Below are 21,629 nucleotides of genomic sequence, written 5' to 3' on the forward strand. Positions count from 1 at the left end.
GCACTACATTGGATATTACCGGTAACGCCCCTGCCGAGCATGGCTCGGCACTACATTGGACATTACCGGTAACGCCCCTGCCGAGCATGGCTCGGCACTACATTGGACATTACCGGTAACGCCTCTGCCGAGCATGGCTCGGCACTACAGGTGCATCTCTCAGGCGTTGCCTTCACCGCCGCCCAGCACCCGATGCCAGCCTTCCACGCCCAGCTTGTCCAGCGTGGCGATGTTGCGCTCGACAATCACATCCGGGTCGGGGAAAGCGGCCACCGCGCGCTCCACGCTGTCTTCGCGCAGCAGGTGCAGGGTCGGGTAGGGCGAGCGGTTGGTGTAGTTGCTCACGTCATCGGCAGCAGCACCGGCGAACTGGTACTGCGGGTGGAAACTGGCCACCTGCAGGATGCCCTGCAGATCCAGTGCTTCCACCGCCGCGTCCGCGTTCTCTAGGAAGTCGTTGTAGTCCAGGAAATCTTCCAGCACGTCCGGATGGATGATCAGCGTGGTGTCGATCTGCTCGGCCGGGGTGTCGCGCAACAACACCAGCTCCTCGGCCAGCTGCTCCAGCAGCGCCTCGGGCGTGCTCGCATCGCTCAGCACGAAACGCACCTGCTGCTTGACGTAGACGGCCTTGGCGAACGGGCACAGGTTCAATCCGATCACGGCCTTCTCCACCCAGTTGCGGGTGACGGCGATGGGATCGATGGTGGCTTCTTCGTTCATGGCTGGTTCGTTCATGGCGGGAGCTTGGGCTGGCAGGGCAGGCGATTGTAGTGGCCAACCACGTCGGCTGCCGTGCTGGTGTCATCGCGGTGACGTTCACTGTCCACAAACTGGACAGCATGCATTGTTGAAATCCCCATGCTTTCAGCGGCTTGCAAGGATCTCGCCGGCGGCTAATAGGCAGCTGCCGGGCGCAGGTATTCAATGTCGGCACAGACCCCGCCAGGAGTACAGGCAATGGCAGAACAGGTATTTCTTCCCCCCGCGCTATGGGCAGGCAAGCAGTTTGATGGTCAATGGCAGGCCGGCAGCAGCCAGCAGGATGTGATCGAGCCGGCCACCGGCAAGGTGCTGGGCAGCATTGCGATGGCCGACCCGGCGCAGATCGCGCGCTCGGCCGCAGCCGCCGCCAAGGCACAGCGCGACTGGGCCAACGCGCCTTATGAAACCCGCGCGCAGGTGCTGCGTCGCGCCGCGCAGCTGGCCGATGAACACGCGGCCGAGATCATCGACTGGCTGGTGCGTGAGTCCGGTTCGACCAGGCTCAAAGCCGGCTTCGAGAACAAGGTAAGCACCACGGCCCTGCACGAGGCCGTCGCGCTGCCTTCGCGCAGCGTTGGCGAGATCCTGCCGTCGGCGTCGGGTCGGTTGAATCTGGCGCGACGTCGACCGCTGGGTGTGGTCGGAGTGATCTCGCCGTTCAACTTCCCCTTGTACCTGGCGATGCGTGCCGTTGCGCCGGCGCTGGCGCTGGGCAATGCGGTGGTGCTCAAGCCGGATCCGCGTACGGCGGTCTGCGGTGGCTTGGTGATTGCGCGCCTGTTTGAACTGGCCGGATTGCCGGCGGGTGTGTTGCATGTGTTGCCGGGCGACGGCGCAGCGGGTGCGGCGCTGACCAGTGATCCGAATATCGCCATGATCCAGTTCACCGGCTCCACCGCTGCCGGCCGCAAGGTAGGTGAAGCAGCTGGCCGGCATCTGAAGAAAGTGTCGCTGGAACTCGGCGGCAAAAATGCGCTGATCGTGCTCGACGATGCCGACATCGACCTGGCCATCGCCAATACCGCCTGGGGCGTCTACCTGCACCAGGGCCAGATCTGCATGGCCACCGGTCGCGTGCTGGTTCAACGTGGCATCTATGCGCAGTTCCTGGAAAAGCTCATCGCCAAAGCGCAATCACTGACCGTCGGTGATCCGGCGCTTGCCGATGTCGCGCTGGGCCCCTTGATCAACGCACAGCAGCGTGACCATGCCGCGCGCGTTGTGGCCGAGGCGGCAGCGGCCGGGGCGGCACTGGAAACCGGCGGCACCTATCAGGATCTGTTCTTCGAGCCGACCGTGCTCAGTGGCGTGGACAAGACCAATCCTGCTTTCCGTGAGGAGATCTTCGCACCGGTGGCGGTGGTGGTGCCGTTCGACAGCGATGAAGACGCCGCAGCGTTGGCCAACGACACCGAGTACGGCCTGTCGATGGCCATCGTCTCCAGCAATGTTGGCCGTGCCCTGAAGCTGGGCGAACAACTGCACACCGGCATCCTGCATATCAACGACCAGACCGTGAATGACGAGGTCGTCAATCCGTTTGGCGGTGTCGGTGCCTCCGGCAATGGCAGCAGCATCGGCGGCCCGGCCAACATCGAAGAGTTCACCCAATGGCAGTGGCTGACCATCAAGGGCGAAGCCCCGGCCTATCCACTCTGAACAGGAGAAACCCATGAGTGCATCTGCAGAACTGCGTGACATCACCGTGGCGGTGGTGCGCGAGAAGGAAAAGCCGTTCACCATCGAGAAGGCGCGCATCCGCGGTCCCAAGGATGACGAGGTGCTGGTGCGTGTCGTTGCGACCGGCCTGTGCCATACCGACCTGATCGTGCGCGACCAGTACTACCCGGTGCCGTTGCCGGCAGTACTTGGCCATGAAGGTGCGGGCGTGATCGAAGCGCTGGGCCCGGGTGTCAAGGATCTGAAGGTCGGCGACCATGTAGTGCTCACCTACGGTGCCTGCGGGCATTGCAACCCCTGCAGTGGCGGTCATGGTGCGTACTGCAAGGATTTCTACGGGCTGAACTTCGGCGGTGGTGAACTGGACGGCAGCACCGCCATCTAGGACCCGCACGGCCAGCCGCTGCACGATCATTTCTTCGCCCAGTCCTCGTTCGCAACCTACGCGCTGAGCCGCGAGAACAATGCGATCAAGGTGCCGGTCGATGCGCCGTTGGAGCTGCTCGGCCCGTTGGGCTGTGGCATCCAGACCGGTGCCGGTGCGGTGATCAACTCGCTCAAGGTCGGCGCTGGCAGCAGCTTTGCGTCCTATGGTGCGGGTGCGGTTGGCTTGAGTGCGGTGATGGCTGCGCGTGTGGCCGGTGCCACCACCATCATCGCCATCGACGTGGTGCCGTCGCGGCTGGAGCTGGCCAAGGAACTGGGTGCCACCCATACGATCAACAGCCGCGAGGTGGATGTGATCGAGGCGGTGCGTGCCATCACCGACGGCGGTGCTGACTTCGCGCTGGAATCCACCGGTCGCCCGGAGGTGTTGGCGCAGGGCATCGAAGCGCTGGGCGGGTTGGGCATGATCGGCGTGGTGGGTGCACCCAAGCTGGGCACCAAGGCCGAGTTCGATGTCAACAACCTGCTGCTGGGCGGGCGCAGCATCCGCGGCATCGTCGAAGGCGACAGCGTGCCCAAGGTATTCATCCCACAGCTGGTACAGCTGTACCAGCAGGGCCGCTTCCCGTTCGACAAGCTGGTGAAGTTCTATCCGTTGGAGCAGATCAACCAGGCAGCCGAGGACAGCACCAAGGGCATTACTTTGAAGCCCATCCTCAAGATCGGTTGATGGAACAAACCATCGCGGGCCGAACGGGTCCGCGATGGCAATTCAGTCAGCGAGCGAGGTGTAGGCTGGGTGCAGTTGTCTGGAGGACGCCCATGGCCACCACGCTCATGCAGCAGCAACGCCTGGCAGCAGCGCGACAGCGCTTCGCGGAAGGCGGCAGCCTGCCTGCGCAACTGCTGGCACCGGCCGTGCTGCGTTCCTGGGAGCGCTCGCGGCAAGCGGGCGTGCGTCCGCAGCAGGCGCCACAGTATTCTTCGTTGGTGCAACGCAAGCTGCGTCTGGACGATCCGGTGGATCGTTTGTTGGCGCGGTGCGTGCGCCAGGACATGGATGACCTATGGGCGGCGTTCGGTGGCCGCCGTTGGACCCTGTTCTGCGTCAATCGCGACGGTCTGATCATCGCCCAACGCGAACACGGCCTGGGCGATGAGGCGATACTGCGGCCGATCCAGCTAGGGCGGCGCGTGCGTGAGATCGAGATCGGCACCACCGCGCCGTCCTGCGCACTGGCCGAGGATGCGCCGGCCCTGGTACGCGGCAACGAGCATTACCTTGATGAGTTCTCGCAGGTCTATTGCCTGAGCGTGCCCCTGCACGGCGCCGATGGTGAAGTACTGGGCGCACTGGATATCACCGGCATCGGCGAGCGTGACAGCGAGTTGCTGCGCGGCTACTTCCGCCAGGCCGCGTTGTCGATAGAGAACCAGTTGATCCAGCAGCAGCGTGACTGCCATCTACTGGCCGTGCAGCACGACGCGCGTTGGCTGGGCACGCCGCTACAGGGCGTGCTGGCGGTGGGCGAAGACGGCCAGCTGCGTGCCGCAAACAGCGTGGCGCGGCGCCTTCTCGGCCTTCCGCGTGGTGGTGTCCTGCCGTTGATGACATTGGACGCAATGTTTGCCGAAGCCAGCACGCACCAACGTCGCCGCCTGCTGCAGGCCGGGCCGGTACATCGGGTGCCACTGCGTGCAGACAGCGCCTTGCAGGTGCAGTACCTGCGCGGACCGGTGCGCGCGCGTGCCAGTACCCAGGCGGTTGCGGTGGCAGCGACGGGTTCGCTACGTAGCCAGGGCGCACAGGCGGTGCGCGAGGCGGTGGCGGCGCATGCCGGCAATCTCAGCGCCGCGGCACGTCAGCTGGGTATTTCGCGCACCACCCTGTACCGGAAGCTGCAGCAGGCCGGTTGAGCCTGCTGCAACGGGTTCACATCAGTCGCGGAAGTTGTCGAACTGCAGCGGCTGTTCGAAGTCGCCCTTCTTCAGCAGCGCCATCACTTCCTGCAGGTCATCACGCTTCTTGCCGTTGACGCGCAGCTTGTCGCCGTTGATCTGGGTGTCGACCTTGATCTTGGATTCCTTGATCTTGGCGGCGATCTGCTTGGCCAGCTTCTGCTCGATACCCTGCTTGACCGTCACCTGCTGGCGCGCGCCACCCAGGTTGGTCTCGATGTCGCCGAATTCCATGCAACGGAAGTCGATGTTACGCGCGGCCAGGCGCTGCTTGAGGATGTCCGACATCTGCTTGAGCTGGAAATCGGTGGGGGCGGTGAGCTTGATCAACTTCTCGCCATCCTGCTCAAAGCTTGCGGCCACGCCCTTGAAATCGAAGCGGGTGGACAGCTCGCGGTTGGCCTGGTCGATGGCGTTGGTCAGCTCGTGCTTGTCAACTTCGGATACGACGTCAAAAGAAGGCATGGGGCCTGCTCCAATCAGAAAACAGCGGCCATTCTAGGCGATTGGCGGGGAGGGGATGGTGGAAGACGGACGGTGCCGATGCCGATAGGCGTCGGCGGTGCTTCTGCCTTGGCTTCTGCCGTTGCTTCTGTCTTGGCTTGTGTTGTTGCTGTTGCCGTTTCTTTTGCTTTTCAAGCCCGTCATTCCCGCGAAGGCGGGAATCGCTCCTGCTCTTGCTCCTGTATTTGCTGTGCTTTGGTTCCTCTTTCGTACGGAGGAATCGAAGCCAGAGCCAAAAGCGATTCCCGCCTTCGCGGGAATGACGATCCAGGGGCGAAGGCCACTGCCACAGCCAGGAGCCAGAGCCAAGAGCGATTCCCGCCTTCGCGGGAAAGACGAGCCAGGGGCGAAGGCCGCCGCCACAGCCAGGAGCCAGAGCCAAAAGCGATTCCCGCCTTCGCGGGAATGACCAGCCAGGGGCGAAGGTCAGAGGCAGAGTCAGAGCCGCTCACAACCCCAAGCGCAACTTCACCTCAGCCGCAATGCGGGTGGTCTCGCGCAAGGGTTCAACCGCCATGCCCAAATCAACATCAAACGCGGCCAGCCCATCCAGCAACCGCCCACGCTCCCGCAACGCCTGCTGGAAGCGCGCCATCCGCTCCTGCGCACGCGTACCCAACAGCACGCCAACCGGCACGCGGGTAGCGCAGGCTTCCGACAGCAGGTTGACCGAGTCCGGCGTGCAGACGATGCGGTCGGCCCAGCCCAGCAGGCCGGCATAGGGATTGGAGCCATCACCGCCGTCGGCCCATATGACCCCCGGCACGTCGTCGAAGGCGCGCAGCAGGGCGGCCGTCACCGCCCGCGGGGTGCGCCGCGAGGTGGTGGCCAGCACGCTGCCGCCGTCGGCGCGGATGCGGGCAGCCAGTTGCTGGAACAGCGGCTGGATGTCGTCGTCCTGCCACGGTGCATGATCGGTGGGGCCGCCCACCAGCAAGGCGGTGCGTGGCCCCGGCAGTTGCTCGAAGCTGGAGAAGGCGGCCCGGCCCCAGGCCAGCCAGTCATCGCTGACCGGGTTGAGGCTGCCCAACAGGGTCAGCACATTGCCCGCGCGCAGGCGGTCGTGCTCGGGCACCACCAGCAGGTCCCAGTGGCGCGGCGGAATACGTGGGTCGAGGATCTGTACGGTGCGGCTACCGCGTTGGCCGAGTACCCGCAATGCGCCCGCCGCCTGCCGGCCGCAGCCAATCGCCAGCGCTGGCGGGTTGCCGGCCAGCTGCGCAAACTGCGATCCAAAGCCCTGTGTGGCACCCGGCAGCAGCCGCGGCGACAGCCAGCGCCACGGCGCCCGTGGCAGCAGCTGCAGACGCTGCTGGCCGCCCAGCGCCAGCGCGGACGCCAGTGCCACCGCCTGGCGCACGTTGCCTGCGCGGCCGTCGGTGATCGTCCAGGGGAGCGTCGATCGTTTCGCGTATGGCATTAATTCGTTTCAATAAGGCTGGGTGTTGCAACAGCCAGAGGGCTCTACACTGCGACCTCTGATCGGTGTGCCATTGTCCCGGCCTGACCGGTCCAATGTCACGACCGTAGCCAATTCATCACGGAGTTTCCATGTCCGACATCTTCAACGATGCCGCGCTTGACCAGCTGTTCCGCACCGCCCGCACCCAGAACACGTTCCAGGACCGTCCGGTCGAGGATAGCCAGCTGCGCGCCCTGTATGACCTGCTGAAGTGGGCCCCCACCTCCGCCAACGCCAGTCCAGCCCGCTTCGTGTTCGTCAAATCGGCCGAAGCCAAGCAGAAGCTGGCCCCGGCCCTGTCCGAGGGCAACCTGGCCAAGACCCTGGCTGCACCGGTCACCGCGATCATTGGTTTTGACCTGGATTTCCACGAGAAGCTGCCGTACCTGTTCCCGCACACCGACGCCAAGGCCTGGTTTGATGGCCCGCGCGAAGGCCGCCACGAGGCTGCGTTCCGCAACGGCAGCCTGCAGGGGGCCTATCTGATCCTCGCCGCGCGCGCGCTGGGATTGGATGCAGGCCCGATGTCGGGCTTCGACCCGGCCAAGGTGGATGAAGCGTTTTTTGCCGGCACCGCCATCAAGTCCAATTTCCTCGTCAATCTGGGCTATGGCGACCCGTCCGGCATCTTCCCGCGCCTGCCGCGGCTTTCGTTCGACGAAGCCGCGCGTATTGCCTGATTGTTGAAGTGTTCCACGCGGCGTCCGTCACGTTGGCTGACGCCTTGCTTGTCCAGAATTATCCCGTCTATCACCTCCAAGGAGAGATCCATGTCCGCTATGACCAAGTTGCTGCTCCCGCTGGCCCTGGCCGCCGCCATCACCGCCTGCTCCAAGCCGGCTGACACCGCTGCCCCGGCTGCCGCCCCGGCCGAAACCGCCGCTGCGCCGGCCGATGCCGCTGCTGCTGCCCCGGCTGCCCCGGAAGCTGCTGCGATCCAGATCGCCGCCGGCACCTACAAGCTCGACCCGACCCACACCGACGTGCTGGTGCAGTGGAGCCACATGGGCTTCTCCAACCCGAGCGCGCATTTCGGCAACGCTGACGGCACCCTGGTGTACGACGCCGCTGACGTGGGCAAGTCCAGCGTGGAAGTGACCCTGCCGCTGTCCGGCTTGAACAGCTTCACTGCCAAGTTCGACGAGCACCTGCGCAGCGCCGATTTCTTCGACGCCGCCAAGTTCCCGACCGCTACCTTCAAGAGCACCAAGGTGGAAGCCGCCGGCACCAACAAGCTGACCGTGACCGGTGACCTGACTGTCAAGGGCATCACCAAGCCGGTGGTGCTGGACGTGACCGTCAACGGTGCCGGCGAGCACCCGATGGCCAAGGTGCCGTCGGTCGGCTTCGATGCCACCACCACCCTCAAGCGCAGCGATTTCGGCGTGGGCGCCTACGCCCCGGCCGTCAGCGATGACGTCAAGGTCCGCATCACCACCGAAGCCTCGATCCCGAAGGCAGAGGAAGCTGCCGCCAAGTAATCGCGCCAGCGGTTTCTTCGCAGTTCGCAGCAAACGCAAAGGCCCGCCATTGGCGGGCCTTTGTCGTTAAGCCCTGAAGCCCCTCTCCCTCAGGGAGAGGGGTTGGGGTGAGGGTAGGCGAAAGCGCGTCAAGCAAGCCACAAGCAGCAACATGGCTTCCTTGCCTTTGTAGGAACGGCGTAAGCCGCGAAGCCGATACATCATCAGTTGGCAAAAATGCGGATGGCTTCAATACCGTCAGCTTCGCGGCTTACGCCGCTCCCACAAACGACGGCTCAACCAAGCCGCGCTGGCATCCCTGCAAGCCGCACATGCCCCACCAACTGCCGCAGATAGCCACCTGCTGCACACAGCAGCACATCACCAACCGGCTTCAACGCGAGCCTGCCCCAGCGCTGATGAAAATGCCGCGCATATGGCAGCAGCACATCCGAAAAGATCACCATCAGCTGTGCGGAGAAAAGCGCGAGCAGCACGTCCAGCCCCAATGCATCCAGCACAGGCACCAACGTAGCCAGTTCCGGGTTGGAGACGATGCACAGGATCACGACGGTGGTGAGCAAGGCGGCCGCTCGGCCGCGCCAGTGGTGGGTTTTCATCTGTCGAACCATACCAAGTAGCGGCGGGGTTGATGACGGAGAGGCGGGCCTGCGCTGCTGCACACGGATCGGAACGGGCAGGCTTCAACGATTCGAGCAGGCGCCCGTTGGCAGGGACATCGCGCGCGCCGGGGCGTCTACGGGTTCATGACTGCGCTCATCCCTGCGCGTCCTGCCGACGTCGCTTGCGCCCTCGGCTGCGGCGGCTGTGCCGTCTTCGCCCGCCAACTGCCTCGCCAGCTCGACATTGACGATATGTCCTTGCATGAACAGCAGGTCGGTATAGACGCTCATTTCCCTACTCCTTGTTGAGAGGATTCGAGGTTAGTCCCGGGCTATAGTCAGGAAAAGCGAGCATCCTTCAATCAAGTGTTGAGTAAAACTCAAATCTTATGTCCAGGCCGCCACTCCAATTCCTGCAGGGTTTCGTGCTTGCCGCACGCATGGGCAACATGTCGCGTGCTGCCGAGGCGATGAACGTCACCGTCAGTGCCTTGAGCCACCAGATGCGCCAGTTGGAGCAGCGGCTCGGCTATCCGCTGCTGCTGCGGCAGGCACGGGGCGTGGCACCGACGCAGGAAGGGCGACGTCTGCTGGACCAGATTGGCCCGCACCTGGATGCGATCAACGAGGTCTTCCGCCCGTTCCAGGCGCGCCGCGATTGCGTGTTGTCGATCAGCGCGGTGCCGACGATGGCATCGGCATGGCTGGTGCCGCGTCTGGGTCGTTTCGTGGCGGCGCATCCGCAGATCGAGATCAACCTGCAGTCCAACCAACTGCTGGTCGATTTCGAACGGCAACTGCAGTTTGATGGGGCGATGCGTATCGGCGATGGTCGTTGGCCGGGCGTGATCGCCGAGCCCCTGATCGATGAATGGCTGGTGCCGATGGCCAGCCCGGCGCTGGTTGAACGCATGGGCGGCATCGGTGCGAAACCACTGTCGGAGTGGCCGCTCCTGGGTGACCCGGATGGCGAGTGGGATCGCTGGTTCGCCTTGACCGACGCGGAAGCGCCCAAGCGCTACGTTGCGATCTTCGATGACTCCGAATCGCACCACCGTGCGGCATTGGAAGGCGTGGGCGTGGCGCTCGGGCGGGTGACGCGCGCGCAGTTGTTGCTGCAGTCAGGCCAGTTGCAGTTACTGTCCGATCAGCGGCTCAAGACAGCATGGTCGCACTGGTTGGTCTACCCGGAGCGTTCGACCAGTCATCGCGGCTTCCTGGCATTCCGCGAATGGCTGCACGCGGAAGCTGCCACGTATCGTGAACACATGGGCGAACAGCGCTGAGCTTGGCAGTCAGCATGCATTGCCTGCCGACTGCGTTGTTACCTGATCCAAGGCGCAAACACGCGCAAACGCTGCGGCTGCGAAGACAGCATAAACGCCACCAACATTGCTGCAGCGCTCAAGGCCATTACCCAGACCAGCACCGCCATCGTGGCGTGATCCACCGCCAGGCACAGCACCAATGCAACGCAGACGCTGAAGCTGCCGAGGATGCGCAGCAAGCGCAGGGTGGTCGGCGATGGCTGGCGTTGCCACACCTGCAGCGCATGTACCTGCATCGACAATGCCAGCCATGCCATGCCGGCAAGGCTGCTCAGCAGTGCGGCGGCCAGCATCAGGTTGGCAGACAGCGACTCATGCATGGGCGTTCTCCCGCTGCGCGGCCTGTTTGGCATGCGCGTGCTGGCCGAGCTTGCGGGCAGCGATCATGGCCACGCACGCACTGCCGAGCAGGAACAGATCGATACCCGCCACCGGCCAATAGCCGCGCGCCAGTGTGCGCAGCAGATGGTCGCCGGTGGTGATCCAGTTCAAGGCGACGGCTGCGACTGCCATCACCGCGATGGCCCAGGTCTGTTCGCGCCACGCCGGGTTGGCCAGGCCGCGTGCCACCGGTGCACCGCGCACACCCGCATGCACGAGCGCCAACGCCCACACCGCCCAGAACGCATAGCGCTCCCAGTCGCCACGGCCGGGCAGGGCCTCGGGCAGCAGGCGGTTGGCGATCAGGATGCCCAGCGTGGCCAGAACCATGCCGGTCACCGTGGTCACGGCCAGCGCATCCACGATGCGTGCACCTTGGCTGCCCTGCAGGGCGTGCTGACGCTTGCGTTTTTCGACGAAGAAGATGAAGCCGGTGGCAATGCACACCGCACCGGCAAGGCCGCCGAATACGTACAGCCAACGCAGCAGCCAATGGCGGAAGTGCTGCAGGTGCAGGCCGGTGAGGAACTCGGCCATGCGTGCCACCGGCGTGGCGGCCGGATCTTCGCGGATCAGCTTGCCGTCAGAGGATTTGAAGTGGATGCCATCGCCTACCAATGCGATGCGGTCGGTGCCGGCGCGGTAGACGCTGACGTAGCCGTTGGCATCGCCAACATGCTGCAGCACCAGGAAACCGACATCGCCAGCCTTGTCATTGGCCTCCCAGCGCCGCTGCGCCTGCGCGACCATCGCATCCACCGAAGCCAGCCCAGCGGCAACGCCTGCGCGCTGATGCGGCAGTCCGGTTTCCTGCGCTTCCATCCGTTCGTGCAGGTCGTGCAGATCATGCAGCTGGGTGTGCCCGACCGGGAAATAGTAGGTGCCGGCAAAGATCAGCAGGCCGGTCAGTGCGAAGAAGAAGTGGAACGGCAGCGCAACCACGCCGGTGAGGTTGTGCAGGTCCAGCACGCTGCGCAGCCTGGCCTTGCCCGGGCGGAACGTGAAGAATTCGCGGAAGATTTTCCGGTGCATCACCACGCCACTGATCAACGCGGCCAGCATCACCAACGCGGAGAAGCCAACGATCCAGATGCCCAGGTTTTTCCAGTCCAGGGTCAGGCCGTAGTGCAGCGGAAAGAAGAAGCCGCTGCCGATCTTCAAATGGTCGTCGGGAAGCACGCTGCCATCGCGCGGATCGATGGTGGTATAGGCCCAGATCAGTTCTTCCGGGTCCTTTGCATTGGGCACCTGGTAGCCCGCATACAGGGCCAGCACCGGGTCGCGGTGGGTGGTGTAGGCACTCCAGCTGGCGACCTTGTCGAAGTGCGTGGGCATCGGCCCGTTGACACGTGGGCGCATCGCATCGATGGCCTCCTTGGTCGGCTGCATGCGCTCGAAGGCAGGCCGCAGGATCTTCTCGAAGGACGGCATCGGTTGCGCTTCGATGCGGGTGGCGGGAATCGCCCAACGATCGATTTCGCGGTCGAAGACGGACAGCGCGCCAAAGAAGAACGCCGCCATCAGCACGAAGCCCAGCACCAGGCCGAACCAGGTATGCAGCCACGCCATTGCTTGCCGGAAACTATTGAACATGGACTTCTCCGGTCATGCGAGCAGGGATTGGACCAGCGATGCAGCGCCCGCCATCAACAGTCCGCCGCCGAACAGGACGATCCAGACGCGCAGCAGGCGCTGGGTCGCGATGCTCCACAGGAGCACCGTCACGTAGACGAGCAGGCCGATGAAGGCACCGAGGAACTCTGCATCGTGGAAGTCGAGCTTGGCCGCGAACAACAGGCAGGTCGCCAACGCCACCGTGCCCCAGGCAAAGACGTAGCCGCCGAACATTGCGGCCAGCACGTGCAGCACGATCTGGCGTCGTGAGCGGGAGGGCGTGGCGATGGTGGTTGATTGGGACATGGTGTCGTGTCGGTTCGGGTGAAGCGTTGCTTGAAGCCCCTCCCCCTGCGGGAGAGGGGGTGGGGAGAGGGCGAGGGTCAGGGAAGGGGGTAAGGTTGGCAGTGAAGTGCTACCCCTCTCCCGCCCCTTCGGGGCACCCTCTCCCGCAAGGGGAGAGGGGATGAAGCAGAAGCCAAAAGCCAAAAGCCAAAAGCCAAAAGCCAAAAGCCAAAAGCCATGACTGCTTCGCTATACGCCGTCCTCAGAACCGCCAGTCAAAACTCAGCTGATAGTTCCGCGGGGCACCGTAGTAACCAATCTGGTACAGGCTGTTGATGTACTTCTGGTCGGTGAGGTTGTTGATGTTGGCGCGTACCGTTGCGTTGGGCAGCACGTCCCAGGCGACGAAGGCGTTGAGCACGGCATAGCTACCCTGGCGCACCACCATGTTGGTATAGCTTTCCTTGGTGGAGGTATCGCTCTGCCAGCGGCCACCCAGGCCGAACGACAGTGCTTCATGGTTCGGCAGGCGCGAGGTCAACATCAGGTTGGCGGTGCGGCGCGGCACCCAGGTATAGGTGCTGCCACCGTCCTGGTTGCTCATCTTCAGCTGGGTGTAGCCGAATACCAGGTTGGTGTTGTCGCTGAGCTTGCCGGTGGCTTCGAACTCCACGCCCTTGGATTCCACGTCCACGCCGTAATACCAGTAGTTGGCGGTGGCGAAGTCATAGCCGCCATAGGTAGACAGGTTTTCCTGCTTGGCCTTGAACAGCGCCAGCGTGGTCAGCAGGCGGCGGTCCAGCCATTCGGCCTTGATGCCGACTTCGTAGTTCACGCCCTTGGTGGGGTCCAGGTAGACATGCTTGATGTCGTACTGGTCCTGCGGCTGGTAGATGTCGGAGTAGCTGACATAGCCAAGCACGCTGTCATTGAAGTCCCAGGTCAGGCCGGCATAGGGACTGATATGGTCTTCGGTCTGGTTGAAGGCAACGCCGTTGTTGCCGTCGCGGTGGTACTCGGCCCAGTTGAAGCCGATCACCGACTTCAGGCGATCGGTGAAGCTCAGCCGGGTCGCACCATAGCCGCGCTTCAGGCGCTGGTTGGTCCAGTTGGATCTGGTACGCGGGCCCCATTGCGGCTCGGCAATGGCGTTGCCTGCGTAGGGGAAGGCGGGCAATGCGCCAAACGAAGGATCGCTGCTATCCACCGGGTGGTCCCAGGTGGTCTCTTCGCTCTTGGCGATGCTGAAGCCGAACACCGCTTCCTGCTCGCGGCCGAACAACTGGAAACGACCATTCAAGGTGATATCGCCCAGGTGCGAGCTGCCCTGGTCGATGCCCTTGTACGACCAGCCAACCAGGCCTTCGGCGGTCAGCGGATCCAGTCCGGTGGTGGTGTAGGCGAAGAACAGCTGGTCATCGCTGCCACTCTTGCGGTAGTTGTACGAGGCCTTCACCTGCCAGTCCGCACCCAACTGGTGGGTGTATTCGGCGAAGGCGGTTTCGGTCTTGGTATCCCAGTAGGTCCAATCCTGGGTGGTGGAGGCGCTGCGGCGCCATGACGCCTGCGTGCCATCGGCGTTGACGAAGGTCAGCGCACCCCACATGTTCTGGTCGCTGTTGGCCTTCTGCCAGGAATAGCCCACGGTCAGCGTGCCGTTGTCGCCAATCTGGCCATCGACCACGCCGTAGAAGAAATTGCGGTCGGTATTGAAGCCGCGCAGGTAGGAGTCGGCGTCTTCATGCGCAGCCGCCACCCGACCGGCCCAACGGCCATCCTCGGTGAAGGGCGTGGAATAGTCGATCTCGACGCGGCGCTTGCCCCACGAGCCGACGCTGACGCCCAGTTGGCCCTTGGCCTCGTTGGTGGGGCGCTTGCGCACGTAGTTGATGGTGCCGGAGGCATTGCCCACGCCGGTGAGCAGGCCATTGGCGCCGCGGATGACCTCGAGCTTCTCGTAGCCGAAGGCATCCATCGCACCGGTGACGATGCCCCAGTCATTGGGCAGGCCGACGCCGTCGATCTGGGTGTTCTTGATGTCGAAGCCGCGCGCCACGTAGTTGGTGCGGTTGGTTTCCCATTCCTCCACCTGGATGCCGGTGGCCAGGCGCAGCGCGTCGTTGATGTTGTCGATGCCGAACTGCTGCATCTGCTCGCCGCTGACCAGGCTGATCGACTGCGGGGTTTCCTTGATATCCAGATCAAGGTTGGTGGCACCGTTGCTGACCCGGTTGGCGCGCTGGGAAACCACGCGCACCGTATCCAGCTGGGTGGCGCTGTCATTTCCCGTGCTGGGAGCGCCGCCTGTGGCGGCCTGCGGTGCCGCCAGGACGCCACCGCTGGTGGCTGCCAAGGCAAGGCAGATGGCAGCCTTCAGTGGTGCGCTGGCAATAGTGAACGGGAACGATGAAGCGGCGGCGTGAGCCGGGCGGCGGGTGGGGCGATTGGGGTGCATGGGCGGGCCTGAACGGGGGAAAGCAGCGGATTGGCCACGGGCGGGGGCGATGCCCGCTTCCGATGCGGGGCGAAACGGCGCTCTGGCGGGCGGCAATGCAAGTGGGAAATTAAATGCGAATGATTTGCATTTTGCAACAACTGGCCCAGTCAGCAAGAAGGGAACCGCAGTCACCCCACTTCCGTTGATGCACACGTCGTTGCCTGCGGCATGCTTGAACGTGGTCTACAGCGCACCGGCCGGGACTTGTATGCTCAGGCCGACGCCCCCGCCGAGGTGAGCATGTCCGACCCGTCGCAAGCTGTCTCTGGACGCCGTGGTTCCCTGCAGCGCTTTGCCTGGGCACTGTTGTGGCTGGCATTGGCGGCGCTCAGCCTGCACTTCCTGCTGGCCGTATACGGTCAGTACCGGCATCTGGATCCGGCGCACTACACCATGTACTGGTCGCGCCGTGGCTGGCTGTGGCTGCATATCGTGGGTGGTGTGCTGGGCATCGTGCTCGGCCCGCTGCAGTTCCTGACGCGTTGGCCGCGTGCCTGGCCTCGTCTGCACCGTTGGCTGGGACGCAGCTATATCGGCGGCATGTTGCTCGCCTGTGTGGCGGCGGTCGGCCTGATCGCGACGTCACCGGCACCTGCGGCGATCACCACGGCGTTTGCCGGCACCGCATTGGCGTGGTTGCTGACCGCCCTGGTGGCGATGAGCAGCATCCGCCGCGGCAACATCGCAAGGCACCGACGCTGGATGACACGGGCCTATCTGGTCACGTTGGCGCCGGTGGTGTTCCGGCTGTTGTTGCCGGCCTGGATAGCGAGTGGGCGTGCGCCGAGCCCGGATGCCATCGCACCGCTGTTGTGGAGCAGCTGGGTGGTGCCGTTGTTGCTGCATGGCGCACTGTCGGGTGTGTGGACAAGGTGGCGGGAAAGAGTGCCGTCGATGGCAGCCCCCGCGGGCTGATGGGTGATTCAACGCTCAGCGGTCGGCAAGGAAGCGCCACGTAGTACCGGAATGAGGCGTACTGCCATACCAACCAGCAGGAAGGCCACCAGCATCGCAACCGAGTTCACCATTACCTTGGCAAAGCCAATCCTGGTGACATCGATGAAGTAGTACGGATACATGCCAGTCAGTCCGCCACGAATCAGCGCGTAGATGAAATAGCCGATCGGATAGATGCACCATGCCAGCGGCGCGAGCACACCAAGTCGGGCGCGGGGCGCAAACACCACCCAATAAGCAAGCGCACCGAGCGGCACAACGTAATGCAACAGGTAGTCGGCAAGCAGCTGCAAACCCTGCGGACTCCAGGCATTGCGCAGCAGCAGGTGATAGCCCGCACCCACCATGACAATCGAGGTGATCGCACAACCCAGCACCTCGGGTTTGGCGAAGAACCGGCCAGGAGGTGTGGCTCCGGCAACCAGCGGAAAGGTGGCTGAAAGCGCGACGAACAGATTGGTAAGCACCGTGAAGTAGGCGAGGAAGGCAAGCGTTCCATGGAGGACGCCACGGCCATTGGAAAACGCCAATTCGATGGACAGGTAGAGCTGCAGCAGCAGCGCCGACCATGCGACGACTGCCAGTGCTGCCAGCATCTTCCTGTCGAGCGGGTGAGGCGTGGTCTGCATCTGCTCTCCGAAGGAGTTCAACTGCCCGGGTAGGCAGAGTAGCGCAGTACCTGCATTCAGCCCGCAAGCAAGCTGGCTCGGCAGTCTGCAGCTACTGAAAGCCCCTCTCCCTGCACGGGAGAGGGGTTGGGGAGAGGGCGACGCAAGCACCACTGGCACCGGGGGCGAGGAACGCTCCGAAGCTGATGCTCCGTTTAGGCCAAGCCGTAGTGCCACTCATCCCACAGGCAGGAACCGCGTCACCTTCTGCTTGAGCAGCTGCACCAGTATCGGGTCCATGTAGTCGTAGTCATCCGGTATACCCAGGCAGATGACACGCTTGCCATCCAGATGTGCGCGGAACTTCCTGGACAGCTTGTTGCGATGGGCTTTCTCCATCACGAAGATCAGGTCCGCCCAAGCCAGCAGCTCTGGCGACACCGGCGTATTGGCATCGTTTCCAAGCCCGGCCGACTGCGTTTCAATACCCGGCCAGTCGGCGAAGACCTGTTCTCCGGTGGGACTGCGCAAGCGGTTCTGGGTGCAGATGAAAAGGACGTTGCGTGGCATGGCGGCTCTATCAAGGTCCAGTGCCTGATCAGGCGGAAGGTGCAGGTGCTGCGGCACGGGTGTCGTGGCGCAGCAACATCGCGGTGAACGCAGCAACAGCAAGCAGCGGCCAACCGAAGAACAGTCCCCGGAAAAGCAGTGAACCGTTCACCATCCCGATCAGCATCAATGAAACCAGACTGCCACAGCCGAAACCAATCCAGATGCGTGTGGTGCTGAAGGTGCGCTGGTCAGCAGCAAGCACAAAATAGGCGCGCCACAATGCGACGATGCCGAGCCAGCCGCCGACCAGACAGCTCAGTACCAGCACGGCATTGCCCTGATGTTCCTGGCGTTGGATCGAGTCCAGCGCGAACATCAGGCCCAGCGCGCTGTAGAACAACGCCACCAACGTACTCGGCACGAGCACCATGAAGCCGATCAGGTGGGCCAGCAATTTCGTTCGCATGTGATCCTTCACTATGGAATGCGGATTAGGCCGCAGGCAGTTTCAAGGCGAGATCGGCAGCATGTGGTCGGCGCGACCGCTGCAGGCTTGCCGCAGACCCGTTCGGCGTCCTTGGGTCAGCGGTCAGCGGCTATCCGTTTCAACTACCACCGCAGTCCCGTAGCAGAGCACTTCGGTGAGCCCGGTCATCAGCTCGGTGGCGTCATAGCGCACGCCAATGATGGCATTGGCACCCAACTGGCGGGCGTGGGCAACCATGTCGCGGTAGGTTTCATCGCGGGCTTGTTCGCACAGTTCCGTGTAGATGGTGATGTTGCCGCCGAACAGGGTCTGCAGCCCACCCAGGAAGTTGCCGACGATGGAGCGGGAGCGCACGGTGATGCCACGCACCAGGCCGAGATTGCGCACGGCGCGGTAACCCGGCAGCTCCAGTGCGGTGGTGATCATTGCGTCGTTGAGCAGGGCGGCAGGCGTACGGCTGGACGAGGTGTTGTAAGGGTCGGTCATGGTCGGGGCTGGCGGGACGCATCGGGGATTCGAGTATGCGTGCATTCCGATGCCCGGCACCATGGCCTCCGCGCAAGCGACGTAGAAGCCGGCCGGCAGGGCGGGCCGGCGCAATCTGGAATGTCAGGCCGACCGGACCAATACCGCAGTCGCCTTGCGTACCAGGGGCAACAGCAACAGCAGGATGGGGAAGGCGACCAGCCACGAAACACCCCAGGCAGCGAGCCACTTGGAGCCCAGCAGCGGCGACATCCCGATACTCTTCAGCGTGCTGATCAGGGAGACGACGCAGGTCATCAGGACGGAAAGCAGCAAGGGCATGACCAGGGCGCCGTAGCGCAGGGGCAGCTTGGGAATGCCGAATGCAATGGTGTTTTTGTTTGTAGCGTTCACAGTGATCTCCTGGATCCGGTCAAGCAGTGGCGCCTTCCGCCCATGGATGGGCGAACAGCCCCGGCAGTGCCGGAGTTGATGGGCGCGTTGGTTGACGTGAACGCTTACGGTCTCCGCGTGGGCAGCGAGGACGCGCAGATGGTAGGAGTTGGCTGTGTTTCTGGCAAGCGCTTCTACGTGGCCGTCGATGAGGCAACGTGCCTCATTGCCCAACCAGTTCGCGCAGTTCAATGACCCGGTCGATGTTGAGCTGCATCGGGCAGAACGAATACATCGGCGAGCCAACGTAGGAGCCCGCGAGTTCGCAGTGCAGGTCCCGGTACACCAGCCAGGCTTTCTGGGCGCGCTCGAGCCTTGCTGCATCGTTCGCGTTCTCTGCAAGCAACTTGCTGTAGAAGGCACGGTAAAGGCGTGTCATCTCCGCTTTTGCATGCTCCGAGGTCACTGATGAGCAGGCCTCCACTGTGCCGTTGTTGATGCCACCGGCCTTGGCCAGGCAGTCGTTATAGGCCTGCTGGTGGTCCAGCGACGTAGCGGCAGCGGGCCATGCCATGCCTGCAAGCAACAACAGGGAACCTACATTGGATCGCATCGGGTAGTGCCTGTGCTGTGGCAGCGGCGGCTGCCGTGGTGATCGGCTTCGCGGATCTGCAAGGGGCAATCGGCTCAGCGCCGCGTGAGCTCCTGTCCATCGACCGTCATCTTCCAGCTGCCATCCACTTGGTGTGGCGGCGCGGATACCACGAAACGCGTGGTCAGCGGGCCAACTCCAACGATGAAGTCATCGCCTTCATAGGCCTTGATCGGTGCGTCAAGTGATTTGCTCACCGATGGACTGGGTTGGTGCTTGTAGATGACGCGCCCGCTGGCGTCGATGAGCAGCGAGGTGGTGGCCGATTCCCAGGTGCCGACATAGGCCTGTTTGTCCGCCGGTACGGGCTTGCCACAGGCCACAAGCACAAGGGTGAACAACAGGGCCAGTAAGGCAAGGCGGCCGCGGCGCAGCACTTCCGGCAGCAAGATGTTGGGGGCAGTGCGGTGGGTTGTGATGGATCGCATCCGTAGCTTCCTTCTGGTGGATGGATGGCGGATCAGCCGGTTCACTGCTGATCGGGTATTCGACGTGCGCAACTCTGCCTATCAAAGTGATGGGTAGCAAGCGCGCGGAGTCTGGAATTGCCTGTTGATAGCCATGCGAAGAGCAAACGCGTGTGATGTTGGCCCTGTTTGAATCCGGCAACCGCAAACGCTGCACGCAGGTGTACGTAATAGCGCTATTCCTGCGCCGAGAACGAGGCGTGGTATGCAACGGTTCCCTGCGGCATCTGCGCATCGAACGAGAGCGCCTGGAAGTACTCGGCGGGCACGCCGGGCAGGGTAAGCGCATCGGTGGCCTTGAATCCGAAACGCGCGTAATAGCCTGGATCGCCAAGCACCACGCAGCCACCTGCAGCAAGCACACGCAGCTGATCAAGCGCTGCTTCAATCAGCTGGGTGCCAATGCCCTTGCCTTGCAAATGGGGCAGGACCGATACCGGCCCAAGCCCGTACCACCCAATGTCCGCACCGGCGATGGTCACCGGCGAGGCGGCAACGTGGCCAACGATGGCGCCCGATTGTTCCGCCACCAGGGAGACCGTCAGCTGCCCTGATCGGCGCAATGCCGCCACGATGAACTGCTCGGTGTGATCGGTATGCGGCGCCTGCAGAAAAGCCGCGATTGTCACTGCTTCGATGGCCGCGATGTCGGCGGGCGTTTCCTGGCGGATCTTGATGTTCATGGGAGCAGGGAGCGTTTGCGGGGAGGCTTGGGTACGAAAGCATATCGGTTGGGCTGTGCGAGATCAGTCACATGCAAGCAGGCGTGACGACAGGCTCAAGCCAAGCCGAAAGCCTACCCTGAGCACCGTAGCCCGGGTAAGCGCAGCGCACCCGGGGCCGTTCGCTGGCAACAATGGCAGCTAGCGGGTTTCGCCTGCCCCTCTCCGACTACTGGCAGCCAAGGGTGACGATGGGCTCAAGGTAAGCGGCGAGGCTGCCTTCGGCATCCATGGCGACGAGTGCGTCGAAGCGTGGGATGCGCGCGGCAGGATCGTGGGCAAGCAAAGCACGGTAGGCCTTGAGCATGCTGCGCATGCCGGCCAGTTGTGAAGGCTGCAAAGCCCCTTTCTGCGATGGGTTGGCAACCTGGAAGGCCGCGCTGCCGAAGATGAACTGCGCCAACAGTTCCTGGCTGTTGGCGATGCCGGCCGCAGGTACCGGCGTCAGTACGTCCGGGCAGACGTAGTCCACCGCGTCCTCGGTGCCGTCTTCCCATTCCAGCAGCAGGGCGCGGATGCTGGTCGCCTCGGGGTGGTGGGGCTGTGCTTCCAGCAACGCGGTCAGCCCAACCACCTGGCTGCTGTCGATCTTCAGCGCAGTGCCGTGGTCTTGGGCGCCGACACCCAAAGGCAGGAGAAGGGCAATTGCGAGCATCGGGCGGGCAAATCGCATTGCACGGACTCCTCGGGCGATGACGGCCTGTCTGCCCAGGACCATGCCGGTCGGGCACGACAGCGCGCCCGGCGATCATTGAACGTATGACGCGGAGGTTCAACCACTTCGCAACAGATCAAACCAGAGGGTGTGGTGCGCTTGGCCTGGCCGGTAGCCGCTACTGGCAGAACAGGAAGCAACGGCCGGCGCGCCAAGGGCCTGTTGGCGGGTGCTCCCAGCCCTACCTGCAGGCGGCGCTGACCTGCTGGTCCAGGCTGGCACGCATTCCGGCATTCGCCTGCGACCCTGCCGCAGCCAGCGCGGCAGTGCGCGTGGCCTTGGCACCGTCACAGTTCTCGTTGCCTGCGGTCGTGGTATAGCGCACCTGCACGCGCCGCTGGCCGGCCTCGACCGGCGCGGCGGACAGGGCCTGGGTCGGGTTGGAAGTGGAGGGCGTTGCATAGCGCCGCGAGGAGGTCTCTCCTTCGCTGCAGGGGATCGACTGGTAGCTGGTTTCACCCTTCGGGCCGGTGCACTTGTACACAGCCTGGGCATGCGCGGCCGGACTGGCGAAGCAAAGGACGGCGGAGGCGAGCAGGGTGAGGCAGACCTTTGTCATCGAAGCTCCGTACGGAAATCTGAATAGGGAAAGAGCGCAGATTATGTCCGTTCCGCGGCAAGGAATCCGGAACCATTCCGCGCTTTCCGGAAAGGAAAGGCGCGCCG

At 63.6% G+C, this 21,629-nt stretch carries 27 protein-coding genes; 8 read left to right on the plus strand and 19 right to left on the minus strand.

Translation table 11 applies throughout. The features are described 5' to 3' along the window. Positions 1-159 precede the first annotated feature (159 nt). Entirely contained in the window at positions 160-723 is a 564-nt protein-coding gene (locus AC1VXC_RS16890) for a DUF1415 domain-containing protein (protein ID WP_481539543.1), read from the minus strand. A 237-nt stretch (positions 724-960) separates the two neighbouring features. Between AC1VXC_RS16890 and AC1VXC_RS16895 the strand changes: the two genes are divergently transcribed. The 4 genes from AC1VXC_RS16895 to AC1VXC_RS16910 all read left to right on the plus strand — a co-directional run bounded on the left by AC1VXC_RS16895 (position 961) and on the right by AC1VXC_RS16910 (position 4,749). Then, positions 961-2,424: a benzaldehyde dehydrogenase gene (locus AC1VXC_RS16895; RefSeq protein WP_481539544.1), complete on the plus strand. Its 1,464-nt coding sequence runs from the start codon at positions 961-963 to the stop codon at positions 2,422-2,424. 13 nt (positions 2,425-2,437) lie between these two features. Next, positions 2,438-2,830 carry an alcohol dehydrogenase catalytic domain-containing protein gene (locus tag AC1VXC_RS16900; RefSeq protein ID WP_481539545.1) on the plus strand — a complete coding sequence of 131 codons (393 nt, stop codon included), beginning with the start codon at positions 2,438-2,440 and terminating at the stop codon, positions 2,828-2,830. A 90-nt stretch (positions 2,831-2,920) separates the two neighbouring features. Next, a complete protein-coding gene (locus AC1VXC_RS16905; RefSeq protein WP_481539546.1) occupies positions 2,921-3,562 on the plus strand; it encodes a zinc-binding dehydrogenase in 642 nt (213 codons plus the stop codon). Positions 3,563-3,654: 92 nt separating this feature from the next. After that, on the plus strand, positions 3,655-4,749 hold the full coding sequence (locus tag AC1VXC_RS16910; RefSeq protein WP_481539547.1) for a helix-turn-helix domain-containing protein: 1,095 nt from the start codon (positions 3,655-3,657) through the stop codon (positions 4,747-4,749). Between the two features lie 21 nt (positions 4,750-4,770). Here the strand turns inward: AC1VXC_RS16910 and AC1VXC_RS16915 are convergent, their stop codons facing one another. After that, on the minus strand, positions 4,771-5,256 hold the full coding sequence (locus tag AC1VXC_RS16915; RefSeq protein ID WP_293705345.1) for a YajQ family cyclic di-GMP-binding protein: 486 nt from the start codon (positions 5,254-5,256) through the stop codon (positions 4,771-4,773). 487 nt (positions 5,257-5,743) lie between these two features. Continuing rightward, complete coding sequence (locus AC1VXC_RS16920) at positions 5,744-6,715, minus strand: mitochondrial fission ELM1 family protein (RefSeq protein WP_481539548.1); 972 nt, start codon at positions 6,713-6,715, stop codon at positions 5,744-5,746. 131 nt (positions 6,716-6,846) lie between these two features. On the opposite strand from AC1VXC_RS16920, the gene AC1VXC_RS16925 reads away from it, so the two are divergent. Beyond that, positions 6,847-7,437, plus strand: coding sequence for a malonic semialdehyde reductase (locus AC1VXC_RS16925; RefSeq protein ID WP_282272292.1), 591 nt, complete (start codon positions 6,847-6,849; stop codon positions 7,435-7,437). Between the two features lie 90 nt (positions 7,438-7,527). Continuing rightward, a complete protein-coding gene (locus AC1VXC_RS16930) occupies positions 7,528-8,238 on the plus strand; it encodes a YceI family protein (RefSeq protein ID WP_313174310.1) in 711 nt (236 codons plus the stop codon). A gap of 275 nt (positions 8,239-8,513) precedes the next feature. Here the strand turns inward: AC1VXC_RS16930 and AC1VXC_RS16935 are convergent, their stop codons facing one another. Together AC1VXC_RS16935 and AC1VXC_RS16940 are read right to left on the minus strand one after the other, a co-directional pair. Continuing rightward, positions 8,514-8,837: a hypothetical protein gene (locus AC1VXC_RS16935; RefSeq protein ID WP_481539549.1), complete on the minus strand. Its 324-nt coding sequence runs from the start codon at positions 8,835-8,837 to the stop codon at positions 8,514-8,516. Positions 8,838-8,921: 84 nt separating this feature from the next. Next, on the minus strand, positions 8,922-9,131 hold the full coding sequence (locus AC1VXC_RS16940; protein WP_313174308.1) for a hypothetical protein: 210 nt from the start codon (positions 9,129-9,131) through the stop codon (positions 8,922-8,924). A gap of 98 nt (positions 9,132-9,229) precedes the next feature. Between AC1VXC_RS16940 and AC1VXC_RS16945 the strand changes: the two genes are divergently transcribed. Next, complete coding sequence (locus AC1VXC_RS16945; RefSeq protein WP_481539550.1) at positions 9,230-10,126, plus strand: LysR substrate-binding domain-containing protein; 897 nt, start codon at positions 9,230-9,232, stop codon at positions 10,124-10,126. 38 nt (positions 10,127-10,164) lie between these two features. Here AC1VXC_RS16945 and AC1VXC_RS16950 read toward each other — a convergent pair whose 3' ends face one another. The 4 genes from AC1VXC_RS16950 to AC1VXC_RS16965 form a co-directional block, all read right to left on the minus strand. Beyond that, entirely contained in the window at positions 10,165-10,488 is a 324-nt protein-coding gene (locus tag AC1VXC_RS16950) for a DUF3325 domain-containing protein (protein ID WP_481539551.1), read from the minus strand. After that, complete coding sequence (locus tag AC1VXC_RS16955) at positions 10,481-12,142, minus strand: PepSY-associated TM helix domain-containing protein (RefSeq protein ID WP_481539552.1); 1,662 nt, start codon at positions 12,140-12,142, stop codon at positions 10,481-10,483. The genes AC1VXC_RS16950 and AC1VXC_RS16955 overlap by 8 nt, the downstream gene beginning before the upstream one ends. Positions 12,143-12,154: 12 nt before the next feature. Next, positions 12,155-12,469 carry an iron uptake protein gene (locus AC1VXC_RS16960; RefSeq protein ID WP_481539553.1) on the minus strand — a complete coding sequence of 105 codons (315 nt, stop codon included), beginning with the start codon at positions 12,467-12,469 and terminating at the stop codon, positions 12,155-12,157. 241 nt (positions 12,470-12,710) lie between these two features. Beyond that, positions 12,711-14,903: a TonB-dependent siderophore receptor gene (locus AC1VXC_RS16965; RefSeq protein WP_481539554.1), complete on the minus strand. Its 2,193-nt coding sequence runs from the start codon at positions 14,901-14,903 to the stop codon at positions 12,711-12,713. Between the two features lie 282 nt (positions 14,904-15,185). On the opposite strand from AC1VXC_RS16965, the gene AC1VXC_RS16970 reads away from it, so the two are divergent. Further along, entirely contained in the window at positions 15,186-15,860 is a 675-nt protein-coding gene (locus tag AC1VXC_RS16970) for a DUF2306 domain-containing protein (RefSeq protein ID WP_481539555.1), read from the plus strand. Positions 15,861-15,868: 8 nt separating this feature from the next. Here the strand turns inward: AC1VXC_RS16970 and AC1VXC_RS16975 are convergent, their stop codons facing one another. The 10 genes from AC1VXC_RS16975 to AC1VXC_RS17020 form a co-directional block, all read right to left on the minus strand. Beyond that, positions 15,869-16,498, minus strand: coding sequence for a Pr6Pr family membrane protein (locus tag AC1VXC_RS16975; protein WP_482995074.1), 630 nt, complete (start codon positions 16,496-16,498; stop codon positions 15,869-15,871). A gap of 249 nt (positions 16,499-16,747) precedes the next feature. Beyond that, a complete protein-coding gene (locus AC1VXC_RS16980; RefSeq protein ID WP_481539557.1) occupies positions 16,748-17,080 on the minus strand; it encodes a low molecular weight protein tyrosine phosphatase family protein in 333 nt (110 codons plus the stop codon). Positions 17,081-17,108: 28 nt separating this feature from the next. Beyond that, complete coding sequence (locus tag AC1VXC_RS16985) at positions 17,109-17,528, minus strand: hypothetical protein (protein ID WP_481539558.1); 420 nt, start codon at positions 17,526-17,528, stop codon at positions 17,109-17,111. Positions 17,529-17,651: 123 nt separating this feature from the next. Next, positions 17,652-18,035, minus strand: coding sequence for a YbjQ family protein (locus AC1VXC_RS16990; protein ID WP_313174288.1), 384 nt, complete (start codon positions 18,033-18,035; stop codon positions 17,652-17,654). Between the two features lie 123 nt (positions 18,036-18,158). Beyond that, on the minus strand, positions 18,159-18,428 hold the full coding sequence (locus tag AC1VXC_RS16995; protein ID WP_481539814.1) for a DUF2798 domain-containing protein: 270 nt from the start codon (positions 18,426-18,428) through the stop codon (positions 18,159-18,161). Positions 18,429-18,630: 202 nt separating this feature from the next. After that, positions 18,631-19,020: a lysozyme inhibitor LprI family protein gene (locus AC1VXC_RS17000; RefSeq protein WP_481539813.1), complete on the minus strand. Its 390-nt coding sequence runs from the start codon at positions 19,018-19,020 to the stop codon at positions 18,631-18,633. Positions 19,021-19,094: 74 nt separating this feature from the next. Further along, positions 19,095-19,487 carry a hypothetical protein gene (locus AC1VXC_RS17005; protein ID WP_481539812.1) on the minus strand — a complete coding sequence of 131 codons (393 nt, stop codon included), beginning with the start codon at positions 19,485-19,487 and terminating at the stop codon, positions 19,095-19,097. A gap of 215 nt (positions 19,488-19,702) precedes the next feature. Next, entirely contained in the window at positions 19,703-20,209 is a 507-nt protein-coding gene (locus AC1VXC_RS17010; protein ID WP_481539811.1) for a GNAT family N-acetyltransferase, read from the minus strand. A 208-nt stretch (positions 20,210-20,417) separates the two neighbouring features. Beyond that, positions 20,418-20,921 (minus strand): hypothetical protein, encoded by a 504-nt coding sequence (locus AC1VXC_RS17015; RefSeq protein ID WP_481539810.1) that lies wholly within the window; start codon positions 20,919-20,921, stop codon positions 20,418-20,420. A 223-nt stretch (positions 20,922-21,144) separates the two neighbouring features. Then, on the minus strand, positions 21,145-21,522 hold the full coding sequence (locus AC1VXC_RS17020; protein WP_313174276.1) for a DUF4124 domain-containing protein: 378 nt from the start codon (positions 21,520-21,522) through the stop codon (positions 21,145-21,147). Positions 21,523-21,629 lie beyond the last annotated feature (107 nt).

Source organism: Stenotrophomonas sp. STEN033, from assembly GCF_056856655.1.